Source organism: Pseudoalteromonas sp. TB64 (genome assembly GCF_000498095.1).
In the GTDB taxonomy this organism is placed as follows: domain Bacteria; phylum Pseudomonadota; class Gammaproteobacteria; order Enterobacterales; family Alteromonadaceae; genus Pseudoalteromonas.
Window position 1 is genome coordinate 1 of the sequence record NZ_AUTQ01000098.1, and the last position, 2,573, is coordinate 2,573.

Annotated in this window: 1 protein-coding gene and 1 pseudogene; both read left to right on the forward strand. The window is 40.7% G+C overall.

What is annotated here, in order from left to right; all coding sequences use genetic code 11:
- A pseudogene (hscA, locus tag L647_RS01000000123800) lies at nt 1-1,701 on the forward strand (Fe-S protein assembly chaperone HscA); the annotation flags it as partial.
- 11 nt (nt 1,702-1,712) lie between these two features.
- Nucleotides 1,713-2,051 carry an ISC system 2Fe-2S type ferredoxin gene (fdx, locus tag L647_RS0106980; protein WP_024610528.1) on the forward strand — a complete coding sequence of 113 codons (339 nt, stop codon included), beginning with the start codon at nt 1,713-1,715 and terminating at the stop codon, nt 2,049-2,051.
- The last annotated feature ends 522 nt before the right edge of the window (nt 2,052-2,573 follow it).

The following is a 2,573-nucleotide window of genomic DNA, read 5'->3' on the forward strand; positions in this document are numbered from 1 at the left end:
GTCGGTTGTTCGTTATCAAGCAGGTGGTATTACTATTGGTGCAGAAGCTGTACAAGCTGCTACGCAAGATCCTGCTAATACACTAATTTCGGTTAAACGCTTTTTGGGTAAAACTCAAGCCGAAATAGAGCAGAGCTATGGTCAATTACCGTATGATTTTTGCCAATATAATGGCGCATTAGCTATTGAAACTGCAGCTGGCAAAATTAGCCCAATTAAAGCATCTAGCCATATTTTAGGTGCATTAAAAGCGCGAGCTGAAAAAAGCTTTGGTAACCAAGAAATTTTAGGTGCTGTAATCACAGTACCAGCATACTTTGATGACGCACAGCGCCAAAGCACCAAAGATGCTGCTGAATTAGCTGGTATTAATGTACTGCGTTTATTAAACGAGCCAACAGCAGNGCTGTAGCTTATGGTTTAGACTCAGGTCAGGAAGGTATCATTGCTGTTTATGACCTAGGTGGTGGTACGTTTGATATATCAGTACTGCGCTTACACCAAGGTGTGTTTGAAGTGCTTGCAACAGGTGGAGACTCAAGCTTAGGCGGCGACGATTTTGATTCTTTGTTAGTTGATTACCTTAAGCAAGAAACAGGTGTTACCGGTTTATCTCCTTCAGTTTTACGTTTATTTATAAATAAAGCTAAAGCATGTAAAGAAGCACTTAGCCAATATGCAAAAGTAAATGTGGGTCTTGAGTTTGACGATCAAAAGTACACGGTTGAAGTAACGCGCGAAAAGTTTGAAGAGTTAGCTATACCACTGGTTAAAAAAACACTTCGTTCTTGTCGTCGTGCTGTAAAAGATGCTGGCATAGAAAACGATGAAGTACTGCAAGTTATTATGGTAGGCGGCTCAACCCGTATGCCACTTGTACGTAGCCAAGTAAAAAGCTTCTTTGATAAAGAGCCACTTACTTCAATCGATCCCGATCGTGTTGTAGCACTTGGTGCAGCGCTTCAAGCTGATGTGTTAATTGGCAATAAGCCTGATTCTGACATTTTGTTACTTGATGTTTTACCATTGTCGCTTGGCCTTGAAACGATGGGCGGTTTGGTTGAAAAAATCATTCCTCGCAATACCACTATTCCAGTGGCACGCGCGCAAGAATTTACTACATTTAAAGATGGTCAAACGGCAATGTCGTTGCATGTACTGCAAGGCGAGCGTGAGCTTGTTGATGATTGTCGATCGCTTGCTAAATTTAGCTTAAAAGGTATTCCACCAATGGCGGCAGGTGCTGCGCATATTCGTGTGACCTTTAAAGTAGATGCAGATGGTTTATTAAGTGTATCTGCAATGGAAAAATCAACAGGTGTGCAAGCTGAAATTCAGGTTAAACCTTCGTTTGGTTTATCTGACGACCAAGTTGCAAATATGCTAAAAGAGTCGATGAGCAATGCCAAAGGCGATATGCAAGCACGTATGCTTAAAGAGCAACAAGTAGAAGCACTTCGAGTTATAGAGGCGCTGAACGCGTCACTTGCAACCGATGGAGCATTACTTGATGAAATGCAGTTAGCTAATTTAAGAGCAGAAATTGCAGAGCTAGTAAAAGTACGCGAAAATGCTCAAGAGCCAAACGAAATAAAAGCAGCTATCGAAAAAGTCGATAATGCGAGTAGCGACTTTGCATCGCGCAGAATGGATGCATCAATTAAAAAAGCCCTTACAGGGCAGTCAGTAGACAACATTTAAGAGAGATTAGAATGCCACAAATTGTTTTTCTTCCACATCCTGAATTGTGTCCTGACGGCGCCGCAATTGAAGCGCCAAGTGGTCAAACAGTGCTTGATGCTGCACTTAAAAACGGTATTAGTATTGCGCATGCGTGTGAAAAATCATGTGCGTGTACTACATGCCACTTAGTAATTCGTGAAGGATTTGATTCACTACAAGAAAGTGACGAGCTAGAAGACGACATGCTAGATAAAGCATGGGGCTTAGAGCCAGAATCGCGTCTAGGTTGCCAAGCAATCATAAGAGATGAAGACTTAGTGGTTGAAATACCTAAGTACAATCTCAATATCGTTAATGAAGAGCACTAGTTTTTAACGATTTATTTTTAAAAGCCGCTGTTTGATACAGCGGCTTTTTTGTTTGTATTGATGATGTAGGTGAGGTTTTATACCTCGCTTTGTTTTTATTAAAGCTGCATTAAAACTGAATTAAAGCAGTTACATGATCGCGAAGTAAATTCGTATCTACAAGTTTGGTGTATGTGTTGATGTAGGTGAGGTTTTATACCTCGCTATGTTTTTTTAAAGCGGCATTAAAGCCAAGTTACCTGAGCGCGAAATAAATTCGCACCTACAAGTTTGGTGTATGTGCTGATGTAGGTAAGGTTTTATATCTCGCTTTGTTTTTATTAAAGCGGCATTAAAGCCAAGTTACATGAGCGCGAAGTAAATTCGTACCTACAAGTTTGGTGTATGTGTTGATGTAGGTGAGGTTTTATACCTCGCTTTGTTTTTATTAAAGCCGCATTAAAGCAGTTACATGAGCGCGAAATAAATTCGCACCTACAAGTTTGTTGTATGCGTTGATGTAGGTGAGGTTTACACCTCGCT

Excerpts from the sequence above, each read along its gene's own strand:
- fdx (WP_024610528.1), top strand. The coding sequence starts at position 1,713 with ATGCCACAAATTGTTTTTCTTCCACATCCTGAATTGTGTCCTGACGGC.